Source organism: Nocardia sichangensis, assembly GCF_047200615.1.
GTDB lineage: Bacteria > Actinomycetota > Actinomycetes > Mycobacteriales > Mycobacteriaceae > Nocardia > Nocardia sichangensis.
In genome coordinates, this window is record NZ_JBJZOK010000012.1 from 91011 (window position 1) to 116831 (window position 25821).

The following is a 25821-nucleotide window of genomic DNA, read 5'->3' on the forward strand; positions in this document are numbered from 1 at the left end:
GCCGATGACACCCGAGACGATCGCGCCGGACAGCACCGCGGTCCGGGTAGCGCTGTGGCGAGCCGTGCACGCGCTGCACGACCAGGCACCGCACGTGTTCGACGACCGCGTCGGCCTACGCCTGGCCGCGCCCGAGGACGGCTGGCGGGACCGCCCGGACATGGATCCGCGGTCCACCGCGCCGATGCGCGCGGGCATCGTGTCGCGGGCGCGTTTCGTAGAGGATCTGCTGGCCGAGCAGGCCGAGCGCGGCGTGGATCAGTACGTGGTACTCGGCGCGGGACTGGACACCTTCGCCCAGCGCAGACCGGAGCTGGCCGCACGGTTCACCGTCTTCGAGGTCGATCAACCCGGACCGCAGGCATGGAAACGGCAGCGCCTCAGCGAACTCGGCTTCGACATCCCGCCGTGGTTGCGGCTGGTTCCGGTCGATTTCGAGGTGGACGCGTGGTGGCAGCGGCTCCTCGAGGCCGGTTTCGACCCCGCTCGTCCGGCGCTAGTCGCCTCCACCGGTGTGTCGATGTACCTGACCCGCGAGGCGAATATCGCTACTCTGCGGCAACTTTCGGCGCTCGCGCCGGGCTCCGCTCTGGTCACGACCTTCCTGCTGCCGCTCGAACTCGTCGACGCCGATGAACAGGTCATGCGCGGATTCGCCGAGGAGGGCGCCCGCCGATCCGGCACGCCGTTCATCAGTTTCTTCCGTCCCGAGGAAATGGTGCGGCTGGCCGAAGACGCGGGATTCGCCGCCACCCGGCACGTCTCCGCCGCGGAGCTGACCGGCCGCTACTTCGCCGACCGGACCGACGGGCTGCGACCGGCCGAATCGGAACAGATTCTGATCGCGACGACCTGAACGCATCGGCCCGCCGGGCCGTCTCGCTCCCCATGCCACAGCTCGGCTATGGACTCGATGCGGGACGGCCCGGTCAGCATCTTCGGGTCGGCCGGACAACGCACCGAACCCCGGCTACGCCGCGACGTCGAAAAGAGTGAGCTCTCGGGTAGATTGGGCGCGCAGCTCCGCGCGTTCACGGATCGCACAGGTCGGGCCGATTCCTTGTGCGACCGATTGTGGCGACAGCAGCCAACCGTGACAGCGACGGCAATGCGCGACCAGTCGCACCACGGGGCGGTCATCAATGTCGGCCAATTCGTTCTCCTCTGGCCAGGTGACTACACCGCCAGTGTGGCATGAGGCACCGACATCTCCCGTCCATTACCGGTGTTTCCATCCGTGATCGGTCACTGGGGCGCCTTCGTCTGTGCGGTGACCACGCGCGATCCCCGGGCGTAGCCATCGGTTTACCGCAGCCGCATGAGATCTCGCACACGCGCTGAGGAAAGATGGTGCCCATGACCGCTTCTCGACTGATTCGTTCGTTGGTGGGTACCGTGCCCGCGGTGCTCGCCGTCGTCAGCTTCACCGCGGCCGGAGGGGCAGCGACCGCCCAGGCCGCGCCCGGTATTCCTTCGGTTCCCGGCGTCGTGCAACGCCTGCAGATCGCTCCCGGCCAGAACAGCGCCGAGATCAGCGGCAACGTCGGGCAGGGCAAGGCCGACAGCTACTCCATCGCCACCGCGCCGGGGCAGCGCCTGAGCTTCGACGTCGCGGGCAATGCCCGCGTCTCGGTGGCCCCGCTGATCGGGCCGCAGGTCGCCAACGAGGCACCGCACGCCGATCTCGTCGCCGACGGCAACGACTACCAGATCCTCGTCACCTCCGCCGACGGCTCGGCGGCCGGTTACACCCTCAAGATCACCCTCGTCTGACCCACCGCCGTGCTGCCCGTCGGCCTGATGTGTCGTGCCACGACCTTCGGGCCGGCGGGAGCAGTCTCGCGTCCCGCAGGCTGCGCGTCGGCGGGCATCATCGCGCTCACCGCGCGGGCGCAGTGCCGTTGGGCACACCGAAGGCAAACACGGGCGTGCGGCTGGGGGCGTCGCACTATGGTGAGGCGGTGCTGCTAGAACCAGGTGACCAGTTCGCGGGCTTCGTCGTGCGGGCCCCGCTGGGACACGGTGGCAGCAGCCACGTGTACCTGGCCGAGGATCCGGAGTGGTCACGCCCGGTGTCCTTGAAGATCTTGGGGCCCGAGGACAGTCGGTCACCCGAGGCGCGCGCCCGATTCGTGCACGAGTTCGACATCTTGTCGGCGTTGCGACACCCCGACATCGTGCGGATGTACACGCACGGGGAAACCGACGGCAGGCTGTGGTCGGCACACGAGTACGTGGCGGGCGCGACGGGTTCGACATTGGTGCGTTCACCGCATCGGTACCCGGACCTGCGGCGGGTGCTCCACGTACTGACGCACGTCGCGGCGGGATTGGATTTCGCGCACGCCAACGGAGTGGTCCATCTCGACGTGAAACCGGCGAACGTGCTGGTCGGGACGGACGAGTCGACGGTGAAGATCTCGGATTTCGATTCGGCGCGGTGGCTGGATCGGCCGGAACCGCCTTTGGCCACCAACGGGTTCGTCGTCGTATCGGTGCCGTATGCCGCGCCGGAACTGCTGCGGGCGGAGACGGTGTCACCGGCCACCGACCAGTACGCGTTGGCCTGTTCCGCCGTCGAGCTGCTCACCGGCCACACGCCGTTCTCTCGCGTGAACCTCATGGCCACCGCCGAAGCGCAGCTGCAGGAGCCTCCCCCGGCGCTCTCCGCGCAGCACCGCTGGATCCCGCCCGAGGTCGACGCGATCCTGCACCGGGCACTCGCGAAAGCCCCCGGTGACCGCTACGACTCCTGCGCCGAACCCGTCCGCCTGCTCACCGAGGCGCTTCGCGACGTCGACCCCCGCCCCATCGCCCCCATTCTGAACCGCCTCAAAGTGACGGTCACCCGCTCGCCACTGATGAATGCCGCATTCGGACGATTCGGCGGCAAAGTGTTCGGCAACCGCTGATCCCCCTGATCACACCCGTCGCGGGAGCACGCTGACCGGGGACTCCGGGCCGTGCCGCGGCAGCTCGAGCGCGTGCAACGGCAGCGTCCGGTCACTGTCGACGCGCGTGGAGATGTGTTCCAGGACGACCCCTTCTCGCAAGGCCCACGGGCTCACTTCCAGGCAGTCGATGTCCAGTGCCGCCATGGTCGCGTCCGCCACCATCGCTCCGGCCAGGATCTGACTCGCGCGTGCCGGTGAGACCCCGCGCAGGGCCGCCCGCTTCTCGGCAGGCATGGCGGCCAGCTTGCGGACGCTGCCATGCACTTGGCCCCGCCGCAAGGTGCGCGCGACGAAGAGTCCGTGGCGTTGCGGTGCGGCTCCCGAGAGGCGAGCGAGCTGTTTGAACGTCTTCGAGCTGCCGATCACGTGTCGTGGGGTGCCTTCCCACAGCAAGCGGTCGCGCACCTGTCCGAGGCAGTCGCGGATGTGCCTGCGCATCAGCTCGAGCTCCGACCGGCGCGGTGGGTCCTGGGCGAAGAACGCCCGTGTGAGCCTGCCCGCGCCGAGCGGCAGCGACAGCGCGAGGCTCGGCTCGGCGTCGCGGCCGAGTGCGATCTCCATGGAGCCGCCGCCGATGTCGAGCATGAGCAGCGTGCCAGCACACCAGCCGAACCAGTGGCGAACGGCCAGATACGTCAGTCGCGCCTCCTGCACGCCGCTGAGGAACTGGGGCCGGATGCCGCTGGCGGCCTCGATCTTGTCCAGCACCGCCTGCTGGTTCGGCGCGTCGCGGATCGCCGCGGTGACGAACGCGTAGAAGCTGTCGACGTCGTAGCGCGTGGCCTCGGACAGCACCCGCTCGACGGCGTCGGCGACCCGCTGCGCCCCGTCCGCGGTGATCACCCCGGCCGCGTCGATGTCTTCGCCGAGCAGCACCGGCTCCTTCAGCGCGCGCAGGGGCAACGGAGGCGCCCCGCGAGAGGCGTCCACCACCAGAAACTGCGCGGAATTCGAACCGATGTCCAGCACACCCAGTCGCACACCTGCCGCCTACCCCGCGCGGCGGCTTTCATACCCGACTCCGGCGCGGTTTCGGCGGCCGGTTGCGCCTACGCCTTCGGGTCCGCCCCGGTGTAGCGCTGATTTGCTGGTTTCCTTGCGATGAGCCGGTGCTGCGGCCACCCTGAAAGGTATGCGGACCCGCGATATCGAGGTCGGGTGCACCTATATGGTGTTGGTCCCGCAGCGCTTGCCACGCAGTCGCTACCCCGACTGCGACCAGCCGGGTTCGCTCACGTGGGCGTGGTCGTGGCTGCGCGGCGGCCGGTTCCGGCTCACCGTCACCGACATCGACCACACCAGCGAGCCGACCACCGTCGAAGGGCTGCGGATCACCGCGAACTCCCGCATCGCGGTGATGCTGACCAGCGAGCAAGCCGACGCGCTCGGACTGCCGATGGGTGTGTTCCGGGTGCGCGGGACCTTGTTCGACGGCGAGGATCGGCCCGTGCGCCTGCCCGAGGTCGAACCGCTGCGAGTCCCCGCCCGCTGGCTGCGGCCCGTCGAGCAACCCTGCCTGACGCACCGCGATATCGATTGCTTCCCCTACCTGTGAGGTGACTCGCGGAGAGACGCTCGGTGATCCGGAGCGGTTCGACCTACCCGGCTCCGAAGACCTGCGTCGAGTTCTCTCCGATCACCCGGCCGGTTCTGCCGATCAGGAGGGACAGTTGCGCCGGCTCAGGCCGCATAAGGCGCGATGAGCCGCTCGACAGCGTCCCAGAGTTCGGCTTCGCGCGGCGGATCGTACGACTCCTCCGACGAGCGGGCGACCCGGTCGCGGTCGACGTAGGAGCCGGTCGGCGCGGCGGTGGCGCCGAGGACGACGTCCGCGAGATGGCGCCCGGCGGCAGCGCGGCTGGTCGCGAACGGCGTGCGGGTCAATACCGGCAGGACGCGGCGCATCGCGAACCGGGAGACCCGACCCGCGTTGCGAGCGAGGTCGGTGCCGGGGACGAAGCCCGGGTTGAAGCCGATGGCATCGATGCCGTCCGGCAGGCGGCGGGCGTACTCGTGCAGGAGGTGGATGGCGGCGAGTTTGCTCGTCGAGTACGCGGTGCGCCCGGCGGCGGTGGTGCCCGGCTCGGAGAACGCGCCGGGGCGGGCGAGGACGTCCGCGGACCGCCAGACCGGGCCTGGCACCATGCCCAAGTTGTGCCGGAAGTCGCCGAAGTGAGTGTCGCTCACGGTGATCACGATGCGCGACGGAGTGCGGAAGCGATCCTCGAGCAGGCGGATGAACAGGTGGTTGGCGAGCACGTTGACGGTGAAGGTGGACTCGAATCCGTCCGGCCCTTCGGTGAGCGCGTTCGTGTACTGGATTCCCGCATTGCCCACGAAACCGTGCAGCGGCGGCAGCTCGCCCAGGTCGAGCCTGCTGCGGATCTCGTCCGCGGCCGATCGCACGCTGTCCAGCGAATCGAGGTCCACCGGGACGTGCGAGACCCGGTGCCCGCCCGCGCCGAGTTCGGCCGCGAGTCGCGCACCGGTGGACCCGCGTGCGGCGACGACGAGATGCGCCTGCGGCGCCGCGTGCACGATGCGCTCCGCGGCGACGCGGCCGATCCCGCGACTCGCCCCGGTCATCACGATGGTCGAGGGCATAGCGGCTCCTTCACTTGATGACAGCCCGTCGGTCGCCTCGATGGTCGCCGCCGCGGCCCTCGGCAGCCAGTGCCGCGCTCGTCACCAGGACTGACAGTACCCAGGCTGATGCGGCGCGCGGCGGCGAGAATGAGCGCATGGCTTCCGCTCGCTCCGATTTCGGCGCGCTCCTGCACGCCTGGCGGGATCGTCTCGCGCCCGCCGACGCCGGGTTCCCGGTGACCGGCGGCCGTCGTGCTCCGGGATTGCGCCGTGAGGAGCTCGCGCAGCTGGCCGGACTCTCGGTCGACTACGTCTTGCGCTTGGAGCAGGGTCGCGCGCGTAACCCCTCCGCGCAGGTGGTCGGCGCCCTCGCGCGGGCCCTGCAACTGTCCAGGACCGAGCGCGACGAGCTGTATCGCGCAGCCGGATTGCTGCCCCCGCGGGACGGGACGATCGGCACGCATGTCCCGCCGGGCATCCAACGGCTCACCGCCCGCCTCGGCGACGTCCCGATCGGGGTGTTCGGCGCCGACTGGACGCTGCTGTGGTGGAACGGCATGTGGAGCGGGCTGCATGGTGACCCCGCGCTGGTCCCGGTCGGCGAGCGCAACCTCGCCCGTGCGGTTTTCGGCACCGGCGCGGCCCGCGCCTCGATGCGTCCGTTCCGGTCCGACCGCGGGCACGGCGCCTTCGCGGCGTCGATCGTGGCCGATCTCAGGGACGCGGTGTCCCGCTATCCCGCCGACGCGGGACTCGATCGTCTCGTGCGGGAATTGCGCGACACCTCCGCCGCATTCGCCCAGCTGTGGACGACGGCGACAGCGTCGCAGCACACCAGCGACCGGAAGACGGTCCGGCATCCCGAGCTCGGCGACATCACCCTCGACTGCGACGTCCTCGTCGTCCCGGGCGCCGACCTCCGCATGGTCACCTACACGGCGGCAGGCGGCAGCGAGGACGCGGGGAAGCTCGACCTCCTGCGCGTCACCAACGGGCGCGCGGCGGGCACACTGCCCTGAACGCACGGCGATCGACGTCCCGGGTCAGTGCACGAGCTGATCGGCCCATTCCCGCGGTAAGGCCGCGCTCGACACATCGGCGATCTCGTGCAGCCGCTGTGCTGGAAATCCCTGACGGCTGAGCTGGATCAGGCCCTGGGCGACCACCACGACAGCGGCGCTGACCGCCGAGAGCGTGGCTTCGTCGTCGTCTCCCGCGTCGTGCATCGCGGGCCGCAGCCGGTCGGCGACGCCCCGCTCCATCTCGGTGGTGGTGCGGCTGCCGATGGTGGCGACTTCGGGGATCCGAGTGCCGAGCTGCGCGATGCTGTTGATCATCAGGCAACCGCGCCGATCCGGTTGCGCCGCGCAGTCTTCGATGATCGCTTGATACAGCGCGCGCACCGCGGAGCGCGCCGAACCGCCCGCCGAACCGATGGCATCGCGCACCAGACGCGCACGGCCCTCGCAATAGCGTTCGAACGCGGCCAGGAACAGTCCGCGCTTGCTGCCGTAGGCGGCGTAGATGCTCCCGTTCCCGACGCCGGTCGCGAGCGAGACGTCTTCCACCGAAGTGCTGTCGAAACCCTTCGACCAGAACAACTCGGTCGCGGCGTCGAGCAGGTTCGACTCGTCGAATCGTCGCGGCCGTCCCATGTGCTCACCGTACCAATCGGCGTGCGAACTGCGGCACATCGCTTGTTCTGGAGCCGTGCCTCCACAATAATGGTGACATGTCCAACAAATTCGCCGCCTCGCCCAGCAAACGGGTGGGCATCCTGGTCTTCGACGGCGTGAAGATGCTCGACTTCGTCGGGCCCGCCGAGGTGTTCGTCGAGGCCAATCAGTCGGTGGCGGGGTACGAGGTGGTGCTGGTCTCGGCTGACGGCAAGGACGCGCAGACCTCGATCGGCGCGCGGGTGGAGGTGAGCTGTGCGGCGGCCGACGCGGGTCGTTTCGACACCGTGGTGATTCCGGGCAGCGAGCTGCCACCAGGGAAGTTCATGACACCGGAGGTCTTGGCGGCCGCGCGGCATCTTTCCTGCAACACCCGCAGGCTGGCGTCCATTTGCAGCGGTGCGTTCGTCCTGGCCGATCTGGGCCTGTTCGACGGGCGCCGCGCGACGACGCACTGGAAATTCGCGACCGAGCTCGCGCGACGCTATCCGTCGATCGAGGTGGACCCGGACGCGATCTTCGTGCGGGACGGCAATCTGTACAGCTCGGCCGGGGTCGCCGCGGGCGTCGATCTCGCCCTGGCGCTGGTCGAAGAGGACCACGGCGCCGACGTCGCGCGGCGCGTCGCGCAGGCGCTGGTGGTCTACATGCAGCGCGCGGGCGGTCAGTCACAGTTCTCCGCGTCGCTCACCGGACCGGCGCCGCGCAGCCCGCTGGTGCGCGGGGTGGTGGATCTGATCTGCGCGGACCCCGCTTATCCGCATACGGTGCAGACGCTGGCCGCCCACGCACGGGTCAGCGTCCGGCATCTGACCCGGCTGTTCCGCGCGGAACTGGAACGCTCGCCCGCGGAATACGTCGCGTTCATCCGCTTCGGCACGGCCAGGGACATGCTGCACGCCGGATACAGCGTGACGGAGACCGCCATGGCCGCGGGGTACGGCACCAGCGAGGCGTTGCGCAGGGCCTTCGTGGCACGCGTTGGCATTTCCCCGCGCAAGTACCAGCAGCGTTTCCGGTCGACCGCCCGGATCGATCCGGCGCTGGAGCAGGCCGTGTCCTGAACGGAGGCTTTTGTGGCCCGTGGGGAGGGGCGCGCGGCGGGGCCTACGGCCGAGACTGAGTCGGCCACAGCGCCGCTCACCGAGCGCTGGAGAAAGGAAACCGATGTCCGCCCCGGCAAGTCCGACCATCGTTCTGGTGCACGGCGCCTTCGCCGACGCCTCGAGCTGGTCCCCCGTCACCGCACGGCTGCTCGACCAGGGCCATCGCGTCGTGGTTCCCCCGGTGTTCAACCGCAGCCTGTCGGCGGACGCGGCCTACATCAAGTCGTTCGTGGAACGGATCGACGGCCCCGTCCTGCTGGCCGGCCACTCCTACGGCGGCGCCGTCATCACCGTGGCAGGCGTCGCCGACAACGTGGTGGGCTTGGTCTACGTGTCCGGTTACGCCCTGGAAGAAGGCGAGAGCCTCGGGCAATTACAGGGCGGATTCCCGGATTCCGATCTGGCGGCCAACCTCGTCTACGCGCCGTACCCGATCGAGGGTGACGAGCCCGGCACGGACGTCTCGGTCGCCATCGACGCCTTCCCCGATGTCTTCGCCGCGGGCCTGGACCCGGCGAAGGCCGCGGTCCTCGCGGTCTCGCAGCGGCCGCTGTCGGCGTTCGCGTTCACCGAGCCCGCCTCGGCGGCCGCGTGGAAGACGAAACCGGCCTGGGGCATCGTGTCCGGCGCCGACCGCACCATCAACCCCGACGTCGAACGATTCGGCTACCAGCGAGCCGGAATGCGCGCGGTGGTCGAGATCGACGGACCACACCTGGTGATGCAGACCCACCCTGACGAAGTCGTGGCTGTCATCACCGGCGCGATCGATCAATCCGCCTGAATAACCGCAGTTTCCACCACTTCTACGAGAGGCACGATCATGTCAGGTAACCCGCTGGGCATCTCGCTCGAACCGGCGGCGCAGGAGTTCGTCGACGCGACCTCGCAGCCGCCGTTCCTCTACCAGCTCCCGCCCGAGGAGGGGCGCAAGGCGGTGGACTCCGTGCAGGACGCGCCGATCTTCAAGCCCGAGGTCGACGAGGAGTGGATCACGGTCGAGGGCGGCCCGACGGGCTCGGTGCGGGTTCGGATCGTCAAGCCGCAGGGCGTCACCGAAACGCTGCCGGTGATCATCTACACCCACGGCGCGGGATGGGTTTTCGGCGACGCGCACACCCACGACCGCCTGGTTCGCGACCTGGCCGTCGGCACGCACGCCGCCGTGGTCTTCCCCGAATACGACCGGTCGCCCGATGTGCGGTATCCCGTGGCCAACGAGCAGTCCTACCGGGTGGCGCAGTGGGTTACCGCGGAGGGCGCGACGAAGGGCCTCGACTCGTCCCGGATCGCGATCGCGGGTGACTCGGTCGGTGGCAACATGGCCATCGCGCTGACCCTGATGGCCAAGGAGCGCGGCGACGTCTCCTTCGTTCAGCAGGTGCTGTTCTACCCGGTCACCGACGCCAACTTCGACACCGGCTCCTACCAGCAGTTCGCCGAGGGCTACTTCCTCACCCGCGAGGGCATGAAGTGGTTCTGGGATCAGTACACCACCAGCGCCGACGAGCGCGCGCAGATCACCGTCTCACCGCTGCGGGCGACCACCGAGCAACTGGCCGGGCTGCCGCCCGCGCTGGTCATCACCGCCGAAGCCGACGTGCTGCGCGACGAGGGCGAGGCCTTCGCGGGCAAGTTGCGCGCCGCGGGCGTGCCGGTCACCCAGGTGCGCTACGGCGGGATCGTCCACGACTTCGTGATGGTCAACTCGCTGCACGACACCCATGCCGCCAAAGCCGCGGTGGCGCAGGCCGTCGCGACGTTGCGGTCCGCGCTGTACACCGACTGACCGGTCCCCGACCACCCGATTCGAAGGAACCACACTTGTGAGCACCGAGCCCGTCAGTCCTTCCACGCCGACCATCGTGCTGGTCCACGGCGCGTTCGCCGACTCGTCCAGCTGGAACGGGGTCATCGAACGGCTGCGCGCACAGGGACATCCCGTGATCGCGGCCGCTAATCCACTGCGCGGTCTGGACAGTGACGCGGCCTATGTCGCGTCGGTACTCGATTCCGTGGAAGGGCCGAGCGTTCTGGTCGGCCATTCCTACGGCGGAAGCGTCATCACGGTGGCCGCCGCCGGACGGAGCGACGTCGAAGCGCTCGTCTATATCGCCGCGTTCATTCCGGATGTAGGCGAGAGCGCACTGCAATTGACCGACAAGTTCCCCGGATCGACGCTCGGGCCCACTACCCGGGCCGCGTCCTATCCGCTTCCCGACGGGGGCACCGGTACCGAGCTCTACATCCGGCAGGCGGAATTCCACCGGCAGTTCGCCGCCGACGTGCCCGCCGCCACGGCCGAGCTGATGGCCGCGACCCAGCGACCGGTCGCCCTCGACGCGTTGCAACAGCCCGCGACGGCCACCGCTTGGCAGGACATCCGGTCGTTCGCGCTGGTCACCGGCGAGGACAAGAACATTCCGGTGGAGGCGCAGCGGTTCATGGCCGAACGCGCGAGCGCCGAAATCGTCGAGGTCTCGGCCTCGCACGCGGTCTCGGTGTCCGCTCCCGACGCAGTCGGTGAGCTGATCGCCCGAGCCGCCGCCGGTTAGGGATCAGCGCGGTCACGCAAAGCGGCCCGCGCGGTGGGAGATTCCCCCGCGCGGGCCCGACCCATCCCCTCCTCCGTAGCTCGACTGGCGGCGAGCCGTCGAGCCGTACAACCAGTTCACAGAGCTAGGCGCGGTCGCAGTACTAGACCGGATGCCTTGCGCTGCACCGAATTCCTCAGCCGCACAGCCCTGATCGAGCCCGGGCCACCAGCTCCGCGTACTTCGATACGACATTGCGATGCAATCGGCGGCAACGGTTCTCAGCCTGCGCGGCCTCGATACTCGGCCCTGTCGTGCGCGGCATCGAGCATCCGTCAGCCGCAGACGGCACCGATCGAAGCCGAGCCCACCAGCTTCGTGTACTTGGCCAGGACGCCGCGGGTGTAGCGGGGCGGCAACGGTTCCCAGCCGGCGCGGCGGCGGGCGAGTTCGTCGGCATCGACCAGCAGGTCGAGCGTGCCCTCGGCGACATCGAGCCGAATGGGGTCGCCGTCACGCACGAAGGCGATCGGGCCGCCGTCGACGGCTTCCGGCGCGACGTGCCCGACGCACAGGCCCGTGGTGCCGCCGGAGAACCGCCCGTCGGTGAGCAGCAACACGTCCTTGCCCAGGCCCGCGCCTTTGATGGCCGCGGTGATGGCCAGCATCTCGCGCATCCCGGGACCGCCCTTCGGCCCCTCGTACCGGATGACGACCACGTCGCCGGCCGCGATCGTGCCGTCTTCGAGGGCGTCCATCGCGGCCCGTTCCCGATCGAAAACCCGTGCCGTGCCGGTGAACACGTCGGAGTCGAAACCCGCCGACTTGACCACGGCGCCATCCGGCGCGAGAGAACCGGAGAGGATGGTGATGCCACCGGTCGGATGGATCGGCGCGGCCATCGCGCGGATCACCTTGCCGTCGGGGTCCGGCGGGGTGATGTCGGCCAGGTTCTCCGCCACCGTCCGACCCGTCACGGTCAGGCAGTCGCCGTGCAGCAACCCGGCATCGAGCAAGGCTTTCATCATGACCGGCACGCCGCCGATCCGGTCCACATCGGTCATCACGTGGTTGCCGAAGGGCTTGACGTCCGCCAGGTGCGGCACACGGCGACCGATGCGCGCGAAGTCGTCCAGCGACAGGTCGACATTCGCCTCGTGCGCGATGGCCAATAGGTGCAGCACGGCATTGGTGGAGCCGCCGAACGCCATGACGACCGCGATCGCGTTCTCGAAAGCGGGTTTGGTGAGAATGTCCGACGGGGTGATGCCCTGGCGGATCAACTCGACCACGGCCTCGCCGCTGCGGCGGGCGTAACCGTCGCGGCGCCGGTCGGTCGCGGGCGGCGCCGCGCTGCCGGGCAGCGACATGCCCAGCGCCTCGGCCGCGCTGGCCATGGTGTTGGCGGTGTACATGCCGCCGCATGCGCCTTCGCCGGGACAGATCGCCCGCTCGATCGCGGCGACGTCGTCACGGCTCATCAACCCTCGGGCGCAGGCGCCGACCGCTTCGAAGGCGTCGATGATCGTCACTTCGCGCTCGCTGCCGTCGGAGAGCTTCGCGATGCCGGGCAGGATCGACCCCGCGTACAGGAACACGCTCGCCAGGTTCAGCCGGGCCGCGGCCATCAGCATCCCGGGCAGCGATTTGTCACAGCCGGCCAGCAGCACCGAACCGTCGAGCCGCTCGGCCTGCATCACCGTCTCGACGGAGTCGGCGATCACCTCACGTGAGACCAGGGAGAAGTGCATCCCCTCGTGTCCCATGGAGATGCCGTCGGACACCGAGATGGTGCCGAACTGCATGGGGAAGCCGCCGCCGGAGAAGACGCCGTCCTTGCAGCCCCGGGCGAGTCGCTCCAGAGACAGATTGCAGGGCGTGATCTCGTTCCACGAGGAGGCCACGCCGATCTGCGGCTTCTCCCAGTCGTCGTCGCCCATGCCGACCGCGCGCAACATCCCGCGAGCGGCGGTCTTCTCCAGCCCGTCGGTGACGTCACGGCTGCGCGGTTTCAGATCGGGGACTTTCGAGTTCTCGGGCACGGTTTCCCATCATGCTCGCCTCCGCGCCGATTACCGCGACGACCACGCCGAATTCGCGAAGACCCGCCGCTCGTCCGCCCTGAGCGTAATGCCGGGCACTCCGGCGGCCCGGAACCGTACGCTCTGCTCATGAGCGAGCACCCGAGACTGCACTCGATTCCCGGTGGACGCGATGACCGCACCCCTCAACCGGACTCGCGAACGCCGCCGGAACCCTTGTGGCGCGAGGTGCTCGGCGAACAGTTGCGCACCCTGCGGCAGGACCGCGGCGAGACGCTGGTCGAGACGGCCCGGCGGGCGGGTATCTCCCCGCAGTATCTGTCGGAGGTCGAGCGGGGACGCAAGGAGCCGTCGAGCGAGATGATCGCCGCCCTGGCCGGATCGCTCGCCACCACGCTGGGTGAGCTCACCGGCCAGGTGGCGGACGAACTCCGCGCGCGCCGCAGGATCGCCCTCCTGCCGCGGTCGGCGCCGCGTTCCGGCACCGGGCCCACGCTGATGGCGCTGGCGGCCTGATCAGTCGCGCCGTCCCAGAACCTGGTCGACCAGGCCGTACTCGATCGCGGCCGACGCGGTGAAGACCCGGTCGCGGTCGGTGTCGTGCCGAAGTCGCTCCACCGACTGCCCGGTGTGCCGGGACAGGATCGACTCGATCTCCGCCCGCAACCGCACCAGCTCGTCGGCCTGCAGGATCAGGTCGGGAATCGCGCCCTGTCCACGTGCGGCGGGTTGGTGCAGCACCACCCTGGCGTGCGGGAGCATGGCGCGACGGCCCGGCTCGCCGCCCGCAAGCAGCACCGCGCCGACCGCGATCGCCTGGCCGACGCAGGTGGTCTGTATGGGCGAACGAATGTGCTGCATGGTGTCGTACACGGCGAGCATGGAGGACAGATCGCCGCCCTCGCAGTTGATGTAGAGGTTGATCTCCTGCTCCGGGCTCTCCGATTCCAGGTGCAGCAGCTGCGCGATGAGCGCGTTGGCGACCCCGGAGTCGATCGGCGTGCCGAGGTAGACGATGCGCTCGGCGAGCAGGTGGGAGTAGATGTCGGTGATCCGCTCCCCGCCACGCGGATGCTGCGCGATCACATTCGGGATGGTGTAGGTGCTCATGCTGTGTCCTTTCCGGCATGATCGGGCCCCTCCGTGGTCACGCCGCGCTGCCGCCTCCGGGGCTGACCGATCATGCTGTGCCCGCTTCCGGCATGATCGGGCCCCTCCGTGGTCACGCTGCGCTGCCGCCTCCGGGGCTGACCGATCATGCCGAGATCCCGATTCGCTGGCGTTGCGGGACGACCTGCCCGAACGAGTCGACGATGTGGTCGATGAAGCCGTACTCCTTGGCCTGCGCGGCCGTGAACCATCGGTCGTGCAGCGAATCCTCGTAGATCCGATCGAACGGCTGGCCGGTGTCCTCGGCGATGATCCCGAGCACGGTGTCCACGGTGTAGCGCAGATCGTCGGCCTGGACCTCGACGTCGACGGCCGTGCCGCCGATGCCCGCCGATCCCTGGTGCATCAGCACCCGGGCGTGCGGCAGCGCGAAACGTTTACCCTTGGTGCCCGACGACAAGAGAAATTGTCCCGCGCTGCAAGCCAATCCGAGCGCGAGCGTGGAGACTTCGCACGGCACCAGCCGCATGACGTCGCGGATGGCGAGCATCGAGGGGACCGATCCGCCCGGCGAATGGATCCACAGTGAGATACCCGCCTCGGGATCCTCGGCGGCGAGCGTGAGCAGCTGGGTCATCAGCAGCGTCCCGTTGTCGTCGTCGAGCGCGCCGTCGAGCACGACGATGCGGCGACTGAGCAGTTGCTCGCGTGCCCGCCAGCTGAACATCGGAGTCTTGTCATCGTGAGCCATGGCTCCACGGTGCCGCACGCGTGGCGCCGGACCGTTCCCCTGCTGCCCTCGGCAGATCCGCTCTCAGCAGTCGAGCGAGGGATCCCGAACCGGGGCGGCGAACGGGCCACGCAGCCGTTCGGTCACCTCCCACAGCCGCAGCGCGGTATCCCGGTCGTAGGACGCGTCCGAGCTGCGCGTCTCGGTGAAGCGGTTGTAATAGGCCCCGTTCACCAGATCCCGCGTCGTCGCCAGGTGGACGACCGGCGCGGCGCCTTGCCGCGCGGACAATGCCGTCAGGTGCAGCATCGCCACCCGCGCCCGTGGGAATTCTCGGCCGAGGTCGGTGCGCACGAAGCCGGGATGCAATGCGGCCACAGTCAATTGCGGGTACCTGCGACGCAGTTCGTAGGTGAACAACAGGTTGGCCAACTTGGTACGGCTGTAGGTCACGAACGGGTCGAAGTTCCGCTCGCTCGGCAAGTCGTCGAAGTCGATGCGCACCGGGCCCGCGCGGAACATCGACTGCCGGTGGCCTTCGGAATTGACGTTGACCACCCGGCCGCCGCCGCGACACAGCAACGGCAGCAGTCGTCCGGTCAGGGAGAACGGCGCGAGATGATGGACGGCGAGATTCAGCTCGATTCCCTCGCCGGTCACGCGACGTTCGGGCGTCATGACACCGGCGTTGTTGATCAAGATGTCCACGCCGTCGAACCGCTCGGCGACCTGCTCCGCGACGTGGTCGATACCCGTCGAGACCGCCAGATCGGCGCGCACGAACCGGCCACCGGTCTCGCGAGCCAGCCGCGCGCCTTTGTCCGCGTCGCGGCCGACCAGCACGAGGTCGTGGCCGTCCTTCGCCAGCCGCAGTGCCGCTTGCCGTCCCAGCCCGGACGTGGCTCCGGCGAACACGATCCGGCTCATCGCGCCGCTCCGGCCGCTACGTCGGATTTGCCCAAGCCCAATGCACCGGCGATCACCCGATCGCGCAGGCGGAAAGGCAGATACGCGAGCATCCGCAGCATGCGTGCGTCCGAACTCGCGACGTAGCAGTCTTTGGGCCGCCTGGCCTCGGCTGCCCGCACGATCGCGTCGACCACCGTGCCGACCGGCCGTGTCTTCTGTTCCGCCAGCGCCTTTTCGACGGCGGCCAATTGTGCGCGGTAGAGCTCGACACGGTCGGCGTCGGCCAGCAAGAGTGCTTCGCGCGCAGCCGATTCGGCCTTGGCGAAGATCGTCGTCTCGAGCGCGCCCGGCTCCACCACAGAGACCGGGATGCCCCAGGGCGCGAGCTCGACGCGTGCCGCGTGGGACAACGATTCGAGCGCGGCCTTGCTCGCCGAGATCGGTCCCAGGTACGGCATCGCGGTGCGAGCGCTCGCCGCGCTGATGTTGATCACCCGGCCGCCGCCAGCCCGCAACAGCGGAAGTGCGGCCACCAGGACCCGGTGCGGGCCGTAGACGTTGATGTCGAACTGCCGGTGCAGTTCCGCGTCGGGGACCAGCTCCAGCGGCCCCTGCACGATGACGCCCGCGTTGTTCACCAGCACCTGCAATCCGGCTGGGCCACGGTCGGCCGCGACCGCGTCGAGCGCATGGCGAACGCCCGCGCTGTCGGTCACATCGAGTTCCACCGGCACGACGTTCGCGTGCCCGAACCGGGGGGCGTTTCGCAGCGTCCGCACTCCGGCGTAGACGCGGTAGCCCCGCGCGGCGAATGCCTCGACGGTGGCGGAACCGATTCCGCCGCCCGCACCGGTGATCAGCACCGCCTTCGAACCCTGAGTCGTCATATCAGCCTCCATAAGTAGGCAACCACATGTTCCTTGCAACATGTATAAATGTACATGTTGGAACAGTCAAGACGGTGAACTACGGCAGAACGACAGAGGTACGCTCCAGCCGGGCCACTGATCACGGAATAGGGAGCGTCGATGTCACTGCGTCACGGGTTACTCGGACTTCTCGCCGACCAGCCCGGCAGTGGCTACGACCTGACGCGCCGATTCGAGGAGATGCTCGGCGCGATCTGGCCCGCCAAGCATCCCCAGATCTACGGGGAGCTGACCAGGCTCGCGGAAGAAGGACTGGTCGAGGCGGCGGCGGAGGGCCCGCGCCGGCGCAAGGAGTACCGCATCACCGACGACGGCGTCGCCGAGTTGCGCCGCTGGCTGGTGCACGTCGATGTGGACCACACCATCCGTCTGGAACCGGTCCTGCGCTCGTTGTTCTTCTGGCTGTTGAACTCCGACGAACTGGAGGCGCACCTCACCAGGGAAGCCCGGTTCTACCGGGAGAAGGCGGAAATCTACCGCGAGTACGCGAACGCCAAAGACCGCGGGGACTTCGGCGACTCCCCGCAGACCCGCTCGATGCGTGTCACGGTCGAAGCCGCGGTCCGACTGTACGACGCCCTCGCCGAGTGGGCGGAGTGGGCGAAGACAGCGCCTTTGTCCGACCCGGAATCCTGACGATCCCAGCGTATTCCGACCGGAAGACGCCGATGCCCGCCGGGCGCGTGGTGCGCCGGCGGGCATCCTTACCGGGGGGCGTACTCGCTAGGACTCGCGACCCGCGGTGGAGGCGGAACGCTGCCTGCTGGTGCGGGCGCGGCGGCGTTCGGCCTGCAGTTCGGCGAGTTCCTGCTCGAGGATGTCGGCGACGCGGAACGAACCGGTGTCGTAGATGTCCGGCGGGCGAGCCGTCGGCGCTTGCGCGACGTCGGGCGCGGGGCTGTCCTTGCCGTTCTTCGGCTCCGGCGTCGAGCTGTCGCTCTTGCCGTCCGCCAGCGGTTGCCGGGTGACGGCCGGGATCTCGGCCGTCGAGACCTCCGCCTCGGCCACCGGCGTACGCGGCTTGGCCGGCGGCGTCTGCCGGACGACCACCTTCGCCGCGGAGTCTTCGGCGGGCACGCGCGCGGCCGGCCGGGACTCGGCCTTCGCGGCCGATACCGGTGCGGGCTCGTTCGCAGCGAGCTTCTTCCCATTGGCGGCGGGCGCACCGCCATTGGTGACGATGACGTCGGTGTCCTTGACCTGCACCGGCGACGTGGGGCGCGCGTCGAAAGCCGCCATCGCGTCGAGATCTTCGATGGACTCGGGCAGCACGGGCTTGCGGGGCGCCTCGACCGGCGGCCGCTTCTTCTCGGCTTTCACCGTGGCCACGGGCTGCTCGTCGGAGACCTCCGGCAGGAACTGGATTTCGGCGACCTCGACCACGTCCTGCTCGACGATCTCCTCCGGGGGCGCCGGGACAACAGGAGGCGGTTCGTAGTGCCGCTGTTCGGGTGGAGCGCTCGGCGCCTCGGGCGCGACCGGCGCGCGGTATCTGGGCAGCGTGAGCCGGATCTGCTCGGCCGGGTCGGGCAGGTCACGGACCTGCTCGGTGGCCCTGGCGATGGCGAGGCCGTAGCGAGCGCTCGCGGCGTCGTGGATGAGCAGCGCGACACCGATCATCACCGGCGCGATGGCGTGCACGGCCGCGTCGTACCAGGCGCCCGCGCGCAAGTAGGGATAGGTGTTGAGGCTGACGGTCAGCGCCAGCAGGGCGACTTCGGCCGTCGCGACCTGGCGGCGGTTGTCGATCACACCCCATTCGGCGACTTTGTTCGTGCCGATCATGATGATGATCAGGCAGACGCTGATCATGCCTTCGAGCAGGTAGCTGAACCAGTAGAGCGGATCGGTCGCGCCGCCGGGAGCGATGTTGTGCTGGACGTTGACCGCCGACCACAACATGCCCGCCGCGACGACACCCGCCAGCGCGCGCAGCGACCAGGACCGATGCCGATACAGCGAGGCCAGCTTCGCGTGCGGGCTGGATTCGCGTCGCTGCGCGGCAATCGCCTTGCGGGCGAGCAGGAGATCTCGCATGTCGGCCTTCTCGATCGCTTCGGTGGTCTGCCTGGCGCGGTCGGATGCCGCGGCGGCAGCCTGCGCCTCTTTCCAGCGCTGTCCGCGCTCCTGGGTGCGAATCCGTTCGGCGAGCTCACGTTCGGCATACAGTTCGTCCTCCGACAGCGCCTCGGTGAGCGCGGGATCGAACTGGTAGGCGAGCCGTCCACGGGCCTTCTCGACCCGCCTCGCCAGCTGTGTAACCTCGTCCTCGATGGGATGTTCGATGACCATCAGCGCTCCCCGCACGGGAGACGCGATGGCAGACAAGTGATCACGTATGGCAACGGCACGGTTTATTCATAGTCGATCCACCGCTACCGGCGAAACTGTTCATTTGCCATCTCGCAAAACTATTCGGCGTGCCGCGGACGACACACGCTGTGCGACGTGATTTCCCGGCGGTCGCAGGCACTTCCTTCCCCGCGCGCCAGACCATTGATCGCTCTATGCTGAACTGGCGCGCTTTCCCTTCGCGGCGGCGCGTGCGCTCCCGCAGCGCGTTCGGATACGCCGGTGCCGTCGAGATTCGCCCCTCGGCGGCACCGGGCCGACCGCGTTCCGCCATTTCCGCGCACCAAGTATTTCGCGCGGCCATTCCGGCCCGCCGAATCGCGGAAACCTTCTCGCACCGGGCGGCTCACTCCGCAGGCGGATCCGCCCGGCATTCGGCGTCCACCGAGTCGAGCACCCGCGACAATGTGTCGAACAGCAACGAGTCCAGCCGGTCCTGGTCGATGTCGTCGCGGGACAACCACTGCACCGTCAGGTCCTCGGCCATCGCCCACCACGAACGCACCACCAGGCGCTCGGCGGTCGACCGCGCGGGCCTGCCGAGCGCGGCGAACACCCGATCGGTCAGTTCGTCGTGCATCCGCTCCATGATCGATTCGAGGACCGGGTCCTGCCCGGCGGCGCGCAGCAGCCCCACCAGCGGTCCGCTGCGCTTGCGCATGTAGCTCACGAAGTTCGCGATCATCGAAGCGAGCGGGTCCGCGGCGTCGGGGTCCGGGCCGGTGGCGCGCAGGAATCGCTGCGACGCGGCGCGGACGAGTTGCGCGTAATAGTCCTGCTTGGTCGGGAAGTAGTGGAACAGCAGCCCGCGCGAGATGCCCGCCTGCTGCGCGACCGCGTCGACGGTGATCCGGTGCCAGGGCCGGTCGATCAGCATGCCCAGGCCGATTCCGATCAGCTGCCTGCGCCGGTCGTCCGCCGAGCGCCGGCCGCCCGGCTCCACGGCGACCTCGGTCATCCACCCTCCTCTATTGAGCAATGCTCAACAATATGCTACCAATGACCTGACCGGAAGTTGAGCAATGCTCAGCAGACCTCGAGGATGGGTATGGACTTCACGCACTCCGATCGAGCCGTCCGCCTCACCGATCAGGTGCGGCAGTTCGTGCGCGACGAGATCGAGCCGCGCGACGAGGAGCACGCCGCCGCCCTGCGGGAATCGCCATGGGCGGTTCCGCCGGTGGTCGAGGAGCTCAAGAAGAAGGCGCGGGACGCGGGTCTGTGGAACCTCTTCCTGCCCGATCCGGAACTCGGCGCGGGCCTGAGCAACGTCGACTACGCCCCGATGGCGGAGGCGATGGGCAGTTCCGGGTGGGCGCCGGAAGTGTTCAACTGCAACGCACCCGACACCGGCAACGCCGAGGTCCTGCTGCACTACGGCAGCATCGAGCAGCGGCAGCAGTGGCTGCGACCGCTGCTGGACGGCACGATCCGCTCGGCGTTCTGCATGACCGAACCCGAGGTGGCCTCCTCCGACGCGACCAATATGGCCGCGACCGCCGTGGTGGACGGTGAGGAGATCGTGCTCAACGGCCGCAAATGGTGGAGCACCGGCATCGGCCACCCGAACTGCAAGTTCGTCATCTTCATGGGCCTCACCGACCCGGAGGCGCACCCCTACCAGCGGCATTCGATGGTGCTGGTTCCGCTGGACACCCCGGGCGTGCGGGTCGAACGGATGCTCACCACCTTCGGCTACCTGGACGAGCCCTTCGGCCACGGCGAGGTCACTTTCACCGACGTGCGGCTGCCGCTGGACGCCGTGATCGCCGGGCCGGGACGTGGCTTCGAGATCGCGCAGGGCCGTCTCGGTCCCGGCCGCATCCACCACTGCATGCGCGCCATCGGCCTAGCCGAGCGCGCGCTCGAACTGGGCTGCCGCCGCGCCCTGTCGCGCACCGCGTTCGGCAAGCCGCTGGCCAACCTCGGCGGGAACCGCGAGCGCATCGCCAACGCGCGCGTCGCGATCGATCAGGCGCGGTTGCTGGTCCTGCACACCGCCTGGCTGCTGGACACCAAGGGCTTGGCCGGCGCGCGCAGCGAGGTCTCCCAGATCAAAGCGGTCGTGCCGAGGATGACCCAAGAGGTGCTGGACATGGCGATCCAATTGCACGGCGGGGCGGGGCTTTCCGATGACTTCCCGCTGGCGCGCGCGTTCGCCGGCATTCGTTCGCTGCGCTTCGCCGACGGCCCCGACGAGGTGCACCTCGGCGTGATCGCCCGGCAGGAGCTGCGTAAATACGGGACCGACCGGTGAGCGCTCCGGAGGCCACCGCCGTCCGCGCGGAGGACGCCTTCGACGTCGCCGCCCTGCACACCTGGCTCGCCGAGCGGGTTCCCGGTCTGAGCGAGCCGCCCGAGGTGCGCCAATTCTCCGGCGGCGCGTCCAATCTGACGTATCTGCTGCGCTACCCGGATCGTGACCTGATCCTGCGCCGTCCGCCGAGCGGAACGAAGGCGGCTTCCGCGCACGACATGGGCCGCGAGTTCCTGGTGCAGGAGCGGCTGCGTCCGCACTATCGCTACGTGCCGCGGATGGTGGCCCGGTGCGCCGATCCGGACGTGATCGGCAGCGATTTCTACGTGATGGAGCGGGTGGCGGGGACGATCCTGCGCGGCGATCTGCCGGAGGGCACCAGCCTGTCCCCCGATCAGGCGAAGCGGTTGTCCACCACGGCTTTCGACTGCCTGATCGAATTGCACCAGGTCGACCCCGAGGCGGCCGGTCTTACCGGAATCGGCAAAGGCGCGGGCTATGTCGGCCGCCAAGTCGCGGGGTGGTCGCGGCGCTTCGTGAACGCGCGCACCGACAATGTCAGCGATTTCGCCGCGGTGATGGCCTGGCTCGATGCCAACCAGCCCGCGGACGTCGCCACCACTGTCATCCACAACGACTTCCGGCTCGACAATCTGGTGCTGGATCCGTCGGGCTCCGGCACGATCGTCGGTGTGCTCGATTGGGAAATGGCGACGCTGGGCGACCCGACTGATGGATCTCGGTGGCGCGCTGGCCTATTGGGTGCAGGCGGACGACGACGAGGTCATGCGGGCTTCCCGCCGCCAGCCGAGTCACCTGCCCGGCATGCTGACCCGCGCGCAGATCGTCGAACACTATTGCGCGCGCACCGGCCGTTCCGCCGAGAACTGGCCGTTCTACGAGGTCTTCGGGCTGTTCCGCCTGGCCGTCATCGCCCAGCAGATCTACTACCGCTACCACCACGGCCAGACCACGAACCCGGCGTTCAAGGATTTCTGGAAGATGATCAACTACCTGGATTTCCGCTGCCGGAAGGACGCGGGCCTCGAGTAACACGTCACGCGAACTCCGTCATCGACCGAGCGCGATGGACCCCACATCCGCGACGGCGCAGCCGTTGGCGACCGGTATCCCGGCGAATCGGTCGCGCAGCCAAGCGACCACGCTCTGCTCGGCAAGGGTGTTGAGGGTCAGATGTTCGCTCGCGTGGTCACGGATGTAGGTGACGCGAGCGGCGGGGTCGCGGCAGTAGGCGGCGGCGAGTGCGTCGGCGGGACCGATCGGGACGAGCCAGTCCGCGGTCGCGTGGTAGAGGAAGACCGGTGCGTCGGGCACCGACTTGCCCATTCTGGTGCGGTCGAAGACCGCGCGCAGCACCGGCGTGTGCAGTAGACCGCCCTGGACCAGGCTGTCGATGTCGAGGAACGGTTCCGTCGCGGCCTGATACAGCACGCAGCCGCTGTCCTTCGCGTCGAGCAACCGCCGTCCCGTCGGCGTCGCGTTCGCCCGCAGGTAGGCGTCCAATTCCGGCTCCTCGCGGGCCAGACCGATGATGGCGGCCGCGACCAGGCCCGCGCCCGGCCCCTTGTTCGCCGCCAGCGACAGCGCCTCGAGGTCGACGTCGGTACCGCCGGAGACGACGCCGACCAGGTTCACCTCCGGCGCGTAGGAGCTGCGCGACTCGGCGCCGTGCAACGTGGGGACCGAACCTCCGGAATAGCCCCACATCGCCACCTCGGTATCCGGTCCAGGCAGTCCCAGCGGACCGAACCGCTCCGCGGCGCGGATGCCGTCCAGGGCGATCCGCGCGGCCAGCGGGCCGTGGGCGAACGCCGAGTTCGGCCCTTGATGATCCGGCACCACGACCGTCCACCCCTGCGCCAACAGCGCCGCAGCGCTGCGCAACGGGTCGATCTGCCCGTCCACCAAACCGGCCCCCATCGACCGGCGCACGGTATAGGACGGCGCGCAGAACAGTCCGGTGGAATCCTCGGCGGCGTGCAGCGACACCAGCTTCCCGTTCGCCGCGGGCGGTTTCAGCAGCGTCGCGACGGCGGCGATGGGCTGGTCGGCGCTGTTGTTCGACCGGTAGGAGATCTGCCATGCCTCGGCATCCAGCGCCCCAGGCGCCTGGTTCGCGATGGTGACCGGCCGCGCGGCGAGGATTCCGCCGGGCCGCTGGGCGCCGATCAGCTCGGCGGGCGGCCGATAGAAGGGGTCCTGCTCCGGCGGCGCCGGATCCGCCACCGCCGGGAGTCGCGGCTCCGCCTGTGACGGCGGGCCCGGTATCGCCAGCAGCACCGAAAGAGCGGTTCCGACAACCGCGCACCACCGTGCGAACACCACCGACGACCTCCCCTTGGAATCGATCGCTTATGCACCGCATTTCGCGCCGATCGACCGCCCCGGCAGTGGCATCGTAACGAAAGTCCCCGCGCTCGAACGGGAGATCGGACTCAGTTCGGTGCGGTGATCTTGGCGATGGTGGATCCGCCGTCGGCGGTGACCACGGTGACGAACTGCCGGTAGGTGCGGCTCGTGGCGTCGGGTCGCAACTCGGTGATGACCACGTCGTAGCGTCCGTCGAGCATGGGGGTGATCATGACGCAGTGCTGCGTTCCGGTAGGGACGGAGGCGATGCCTGCATCGATCACGGCGACCGGCGGCACCACGGCGTCGGGCGCCGTCAACGATCGCGCTACCGCTCCGGACCGGGTCGCGTAGTAGGCGTGCTGGAAGGCCAGGATCACGTCCGGCCCCGAGGCCGTGGAGCCGGTCCCGTTGCCGCGCACCAACTGTGCGCCCCGGGTCGGCTCACAGCCGGGACCGCCGCCGAGCACCGGGTCCGCTACCGTGGCCGATTGCCGGGGAGCCGACGCCGCGTCGGTGTAGACCAGGACCAGCGCGGCCGCGGCGAGCGAGGCGGCCAGCCCGGCACCGCCGACCAGCCACGCGCGCCGAGCGCCGCGCCGGGCACGGCGTCGATCGCGGTGGGTCCGATGCCGGTCGCGTTCCCGGCGCGGCGGCGGCTCGTCGGCGGAGATCATCCCGGGCCACGTGGGCACGCGTCCGGCCCCGACCTGGCCCGGGCGGGCGCGTCGGCCGCCGGGCTCGGACGTGTTCGACGACATGATCTCGCCGCACCCCCTTTTACCGGTGCCTATTCGGCCACCGTGGGTTCCCTCTCAATGCCGTTGCGCAATAACAACATTGCATATCTCTTCGGATTCTGTCGGTCGAATGCTCAACAGGCAAGGACGAACTCCGCCACGACAGTCCCGGAACACGCGAAACCGGCCGATCGGGACCGGGCGGTCGGTGCGATTCCGGGCCTCCGGGCGATCTCGCCGCGGACGGAAGCGACGCGGCCGCCCTGCCGCCGTAGCATCCCGCACATGAGCCAGCCGATGCCGCCGCCCTATCCGCAACATCCCGCGCACCAGCCGCCGCAGCCGTATCCTCCGCCCCCGCCGCCGGGACCGCAGTTCCCCATCCTGGTCTCGACCATGAACGACGTTCCCGGACAGGAGATCGCCCGGGTCTTCGGCGAGGTCGCCGGGCTGACCGTGCGCAGCCGCAGCTTCGGCTCGAACTTCAGCGCCGGTTTCCGTTCGCTGGGCGGCGGGGAGATCCCCGAGTACACCCAGCTGCTCTACCAATCGCGGCACGAGGCGATCATGCGGATGTGTCAGCACGCCATGTCGTTCGGCGCGAACGCGGTCATCGCGATGCGCTTCGACTGCAACGAGATCGCCGGGACGATGAGCGAGGTGGCGGCGTACGGCACCGCCGTTCTGCTCAAACCCTCTGCCTGATCGAGCTAACCCCAGGTCAGCGGGTCCAGATGGAGGAAGAAGCGCTGACGATCGGCATCCAGCTCGATGCCGTAGCGGGCGGCGAATGTCCGGTCGGCCTGTTCGGCGCGCCGCTCGTCTTGCCATGACTCCCGGGAATTGGCGAGCAGCAAGGCGATATCGGCGTAGGGGTCGGCGATGCCGAGACGCCCGAGGTCGACGAAACCGGCCACCGTGTGCGTTTCCGGATCGAGGATGATGTTGGGCAGGCACAGATCGCCGTGGCACACCACGGCTTCGGCGAACTCCTGGGTCATCCTCGGCTCCAGCTCACCGGCCAGCCTGGTGAGCAGGACGGTGGGCGGAGTGCCCTGCTGTTCCTCGGGGAGGAACTCGGTGTGCACCGCACCCCGGACCACCACGTCCTGGGCCATCGCGAACATCCGCGCCAGGCCACGATCGAACGGGCACTGCTCGGTGGGCACCTCGTGCAGGCGCCGCACCGTGTCCGCGATGGATTCCCAAGCGCGGCCCAGTGTCTCGCCGGATACCGCGTCCGCGGGCACGCCCGGGACCGCGCTGGTCACCAGGCAGGCGCCATCGTCGCCGTCCCGCCAGTCCAGCACCCGGGGGCCGGGCATATCGTGGCTGCCGAGCCAGACGATCTTGTCCCGCTCCAGCGCGAGGTCCGCGACCCCACCGGGATCGGCACACTTGGCGTAGCGGGAGCCGTCGGCGGACCGGAACACCTCGGCGCCGGACTCCCCGCTGCCGACCGGCGCCCATCGGCAATCGGACAGCAAGGCAGCACGGAAGCGGACAAGCGACTCGGACACGCCATC

The 25821-nt window shown here is 69.2% G+C and carries 27 protein-coding genes and 1 pseudogene; 14 read left to right on the forward strand and 14 right to left on the reverse strand.

Annotated features, from left to right (window positions below; all coding sequences use genetic code 11):
- The first annotated feature begins 4 nt into the window (after nt 1-4).
- Nucleotides 5-856, forward strand: a complete 852-nt coding sequence (locus ACL03I_RS18580; protein WP_356967063.1) for a class I SAM-dependent methyltransferase — start codon at nt 5-7, stop codon at nt 854-856.
- A gap of 114 nt (nt 857-970) precedes the next feature.
- On the opposite strand, the gene ACL03I_RS18585 is transcribed toward ACL03I_RS18580, so the two are convergent.
- The gene (locus ACL03I_RS18585) at nt 971-1129 is read right to left on the reverse strand and encodes a DUF6011 domain-containing protein (protein WP_364430161.1); all 159 of its coding nucleotides are present in this window, start codon (nt 1127-1129) and stop codon (nt 971-973) included.
- Nucleotides 1130-1356: 227 nt separating this feature from the next.
- Here ACL03I_RS18585 and ACL03I_RS18590 point away from each other — a divergent pair, with 227 nt between their 5' ends.
- Nucleotides 1357-1773, forward strand: coding sequence for a hypothetical protein (locus tag ACL03I_RS18590; RefSeq protein WP_355075798.1), 417 nt, complete (start codon nt 1357-1359; stop codon nt 1771-1773).
- 188 nt (nt 1774-1961) lie between these two features.
- A complete protein-coding gene (locus tag ACL03I_RS18595; protein ID WP_412806549.1) occupies nt 1962-2912 on the forward strand; it encodes a serine/threonine-protein kinase in 951 nt (316 codons plus the stop codon).
- Nucleotides 2913-2921: 9 nt separating this feature from the next.
- On the opposite strand, the gene ACL03I_RS18600 is transcribed toward ACL03I_RS18595, so the two are convergent.
- Nucleotides 2922-3935 (reverse strand): Ppx/GppA phosphatase family protein, encoded by a 1014-nt coding sequence (locus ACL03I_RS18600; RefSeq protein WP_412806550.1) that lies wholly within the window; start codon nt 3933-3935, stop codon nt 2922-2924.
- Between the two features lie 151 nt (nt 3936-4086).
- Here ACL03I_RS18600 and ACL03I_RS18605 point away from each other — a divergent pair, with 151 nt between their 5' ends.
- Complete coding sequence (locus tag ACL03I_RS18605; RefSeq protein ID WP_355075793.1) at nt 4087-4509, forward strand: hypothetical protein; 423 nt, start codon at nt 4087-4089, stop codon at nt 4507-4509.
- Between the two features lie 125 nt (nt 4510-4634).
- Here ACL03I_RS18605 and ACL03I_RS18610 read toward each other — a convergent pair whose 3' ends face one another.
- Nucleotides 4635-5558 (reverse strand): SDR family NAD(P)-dependent oxidoreductase, encoded by a 924-nt coding sequence (locus ACL03I_RS18610; protein ID WP_355075791.1) that lies wholly within the window; start codon nt 5556-5558, stop codon nt 4635-4637.
- Nucleotides 5559-5695: 137 nt separating this feature from the next.
- On the opposite strand from ACL03I_RS18610, the gene ACL03I_RS18615 reads away from it, so the two are divergent.
- Nucleotides 5696-6559, forward strand: a complete 864-nt coding sequence (locus ACL03I_RS18615; protein WP_412806551.1) for a helix-turn-helix transcriptional regulator — start codon at nt 5696-5698, stop codon at nt 6557-6559.
- 24 nt (nt 6560-6583) lie between these two features.
- Here ACL03I_RS18615 and ACL03I_RS18620 read toward each other — a convergent pair whose 3' ends face one another.
- Nucleotides 6584-7195, reverse strand: a complete 612-nt coding sequence (locus tag ACL03I_RS18620; RefSeq protein WP_397279212.1) for a TetR/AcrR family transcriptional regulator — start codon at nt 7193-7195, stop codon at nt 6584-6586.
- Nucleotides 7196-7272: 77 nt separating this feature from the next.
- Here ACL03I_RS18620 and ACL03I_RS18625 point away from each other — a divergent pair, with 77 nt between their 5' ends.
- The 4 genes from ACL03I_RS18625 (at nt 7273) to ACL03I_RS18640 (ending at nt 10877) form a co-directional block, all read left to right on the forward strand.
- Entirely contained in the window at nt 7273-8280 is a 1008-nt protein-coding gene (locus ACL03I_RS18625; protein ID WP_379254187.1) for a GlxA family transcriptional regulator, read from the forward strand.
- Between the two features lie 103 nt (nt 8281-8383).
- Nucleotides 8384-9106, forward strand: coding sequence for an alpha/beta fold hydrolase (locus tag ACL03I_RS18630; RefSeq protein WP_355075785.1), 723 nt, complete (start codon nt 8384-8386; stop codon nt 9104-9106).
- Nucleotides 9107-9145: 39 nt separating this feature from the next.
- Nucleotides 9146-10111: an alpha/beta hydrolase gene (locus ACL03I_RS18635; RefSeq protein WP_355075783.1), complete on the forward strand. Its 966-nt coding sequence runs from the start codon at nt 9146-9148 to the stop codon at nt 10109-10111.
- A gap of 37 nt (nt 10112-10148) precedes the next feature.
- Nucleotides 10149-10877, forward strand: a complete 729-nt coding sequence (locus ACL03I_RS18640) for an alpha/beta fold hydrolase (RefSeq protein WP_355075781.1) — start codon at nt 10149-10151, stop codon at nt 10875-10877.
- A 314-nt stretch (nt 10878-11191) separates the two neighbouring features.
- Here ACL03I_RS18640 and ilvD read toward each other — a convergent pair whose 3' ends face one another.
- A complete protein-coding gene (gene ilvD / locus ACL03I_RS18645) occupies nt 11192-12898 on the reverse strand; it encodes a dihydroxy-acid dehydratase (RefSeq protein WP_355075779.1) in 1707 nt (568 codons plus the stop codon).
- Between the two features lie 129 nt (nt 12899-13027).
- Between ilvD and ACL03I_RS18650 the strand changes: the two genes are divergently transcribed.
- The gene (locus ACL03I_RS18650) at nt 13028-13414 is read left to right on the forward strand and encodes a helix-turn-helix domain-containing protein (RefSeq protein ID WP_355075777.1); all 387 of its coding nucleotides are present in this window, start codon (nt 13028-13030) and stop codon (nt 13412-13414) included.
- Here the strand turns inward: ACL03I_RS18650 and ACL03I_RS18655 are convergent, their stop codons facing one another.
- The 4 genes from ACL03I_RS18655 to ACL03I_RS18670 all read right to left on the reverse strand — a co-directional run bounded on the left by ACL03I_RS18655 (nt 13415) and on the right by ACL03I_RS18670 (nt 16534).
- Complete coding sequence (locus ACL03I_RS18655) at nt 13415-14008, reverse strand: ClpP family protease (RefSeq protein WP_355075775.1); 594 nt, start codon at nt 14006-14008, stop codon at nt 13415-13417.
- Between the two features lie 145 nt (nt 14009-14153).
- Entirely contained in the window at nt 14154-14759 is a 606-nt protein-coding gene (locus ACL03I_RS18660) for a ClpP family protease (protein ID WP_364429928.1), read from the reverse strand.
- A 63-nt stretch (nt 14760-14822) separates the two neighbouring features.
- A complete protein-coding gene (locus tag ACL03I_RS18665; protein ID WP_364429931.1) occupies nt 14823-15665 on the reverse strand; it encodes an SDR family NAD(P)-dependent oxidoreductase in 843 nt (280 codons plus the stop codon).
- Nucleotides 15662-16534: an SDR family NAD(P)-dependent oxidoreductase gene (locus ACL03I_RS18670; RefSeq protein WP_412806552.1), complete on the reverse strand. Its 873-nt coding sequence runs from the start codon at nt 16532-16534 to the stop codon at nt 15662-15664. The genes ACL03I_RS18665 and ACL03I_RS18670 overlap by 4 nt, the downstream gene beginning before the upstream one ends.
- A 141-nt stretch (nt 16535-16675) precedes the next feature.
- On the opposite strand from ACL03I_RS18670, the gene ACL03I_RS18675 reads away from it, so the two are divergent.
- Nucleotides 16676-17212, forward strand: a complete 537-nt coding sequence (locus ACL03I_RS18675) for a PadR family transcriptional regulator (protein ID WP_355075767.1) — start codon at nt 16676-16678, stop codon at nt 17210-17212.
- Between the two features lie 87 nt (nt 17213-17299).
- Here ACL03I_RS18675 and ACL03I_RS18680 read toward each other — a convergent pair whose 3' ends face one another.
- Both ACL03I_RS18680 and ACL03I_RS18685 read right to left on the reverse strand, forming a co-directional pair.
- Nucleotides 17300-18868 (reverse strand): hypothetical protein, encoded by a 1569-nt coding sequence (locus tag ACL03I_RS18680; RefSeq protein WP_412806553.1) that lies wholly within the window; start codon nt 18866-18868, stop codon nt 17300-17302.
- A 406-nt stretch (nt 18869-19274) separates the two neighbouring features.
- Nucleotides 19275-19886: a TetR/AcrR family transcriptional regulator gene (locus ACL03I_RS18685; RefSeq protein WP_355075765.1), complete on the reverse strand. Its 612-nt coding sequence runs from the start codon at nt 19884-19886 to the stop codon at nt 19275-19277.
- Between the two features lie 90 nt (nt 19887-19976).
- On the opposite strand from ACL03I_RS18685, the gene ACL03I_RS18690 reads away from it, so the two are divergent.
- Nucleotides 19977-21185, forward strand: coding sequence for an acyl-CoA dehydrogenase family protein (locus ACL03I_RS18690; protein WP_355075763.1), 1209 nt, complete (start codon nt 19977-19979; stop codon nt 21183-21185).
- Nucleotides 21182-22238, forward strand: a pseudogene (locus ACL03I_RS18695) (phosphotransferase family protein). Before ACL03I_RS18690 ends, ACL03I_RS18695 begins: the two are co-directional and overlap by 4 nt.
- Before the next feature lie 18 nt (nt 22239-22256).
- Here ACL03I_RS18695 and ACL03I_RS18700 read toward each other — a convergent pair.
- Both ACL03I_RS18700 and ACL03I_RS18705 read right to left on the reverse strand, forming a co-directional pair.
- Nucleotides 22257-23531: a lipase family protein gene (locus ACL03I_RS18700; protein WP_412806554.1), complete on the reverse strand. Its 1275-nt coding sequence runs from the start codon at nt 23529-23531 to the stop codon at nt 22257-22259.
- A 110-nt stretch (nt 23532-23641) separates the two neighbouring features.
- On the reverse strand, nt 23642-24316 hold the full coding sequence (locus tag ACL03I_RS18705) for a hypothetical protein (protein WP_364429950.1): 675 nt from the start codon (nt 24314-24316) through the stop codon (nt 23642-23644).
- Between the two features lie 360 nt (nt 24317-24676).
- On the opposite strand from ACL03I_RS18705, the gene ACL03I_RS18710 reads away from it, so the two are divergent.
- The gene (locus ACL03I_RS18710; protein ID WP_355075979.1) at nt 24677-25000 is read left to right on the forward strand and encodes a YbjQ family protein; all 324 of its coding nucleotides are present in this window, start codon (nt 24677-24679) and stop codon (nt 24998-25000) included.
- 5 nt (nt 25001-25005) lie between these two features.
- On the opposite strand, the gene ACL03I_RS18715 is transcribed toward ACL03I_RS18710, so the two are convergent.
- The gene (locus ACL03I_RS18715; RefSeq protein ID WP_412806555.1) at nt 25006-25815 is read right to left on the reverse strand and encodes an APH(3'') family aminoglycoside O-phosphotransferase; all 810 of its coding nucleotides are present in this window, start codon (nt 25813-25815) and stop codon (nt 25006-25008) included.
- Nucleotides 25816-25821: the final 6 nt, after the last annotated feature.